At 41.6% G+C, this 1083-nt stretch carries 1 pseudogene; it reads right to left on the reverse strand.

Annotation, left to right across the window (positions count from 1 at the left end):
* A pseudogene (locus PCY08_RS09935) lies at positions 1–1083 on the reverse strand (hypothetical protein); the annotation flags it as partial.

Consider the following 1083-nt stretch of genomic DNA (forward strand, 5'->3'; position numbering starts at 1 on the left):
CCTTCAAAGGTTACTGTTTGTTTGGTTGGTTTTGTCACATCATTTACGATTGGAACGTAGATGATTGGAGTATCATCACCTGGGTTTGTTGGAAGATTTGGTAGCTCCTTACCTGGTTCTACTGGTTTATCTGTATCTGGTTTCGTCGGATCGTTTGGATCTGGCAAGTATGGTTTGTAGCCTGGGACATTTGGTACAATTGGTTTACTTGGCTTAGTTGGATCTGTCGGATCATTCGGATACTTCACATTTGGCGTTGATGGGAATTTTGGATCGTCAGATTTTGGCACCAAGCTTCCAAGTGGTTTGTAGATAACATGATCTGTCACTTCTGGTTGATCTGGAGTTACAACTTTAGATCCAGCTTCTGCCCTATCTGAATAGAATCCTTCTACAACTGGAACAATAACCTTACCGTATGTATGGCTTGGTTGATCCCATGTAATTGTTCCATCTGCCTGTTTTTGTTTACCAGTGAATGTGAAGTCAGTTTGAACATTAGGAGTTGGAGTATCTACACCCGCACCTTCAAAGGTTACCGTTTGTTTGGTTGGTTTTGTGACCTTATCCACGATTGGCACGTAGATGATTGGAGTATCATCACCTGGGTTTGTTGGAAGATTTGGTAGCTCCTTACCTGGTTCTACTGGTTTATCTGTATCTGGTTTCGTCGGATCGTTTGGATCTGGCAAGTATGGTTTGTAGCCTGGGACATTTGGTACAATTGGTTTACTTGGCTTAGTTGGATCTGTCGGATCATTCGGATACTTCACATTTGGCGTTGATGGGAATTTTGGATCGTCAGATTTTGGCACCAAGCTTCCAAGTGGTTTGTAGATAACATGATCTGTTACTTTTGGTTGATCTGGAGTTACAACTTTAGATCCAGCTTCTGCCTTATCTGAATAGAATCCTTCTACAACTGGAACAATAACCTTACCGTATGTATGGCTTGGTTGATCCCATGTAATTGTTCCATCTGCCTGTTTTTGCTTACCAGTGAATGTGAAGTCAGTTTGAACATTAGGAATTGGAGTATCTACACCCGCACCTTCAAAGGTTACTGTTTGTTTGGTTGGTTTT

It is taken from the genome of Streptococcus sp. SO4 (genome assembly GCF_030440055.1).
GTDB classification, from domain to species: domain Bacteria; phylum Bacillota; class Bacilli; order Lactobacillales; family Streptococcaceae; genus Streptococcus; species Streptococcus nidrosiense.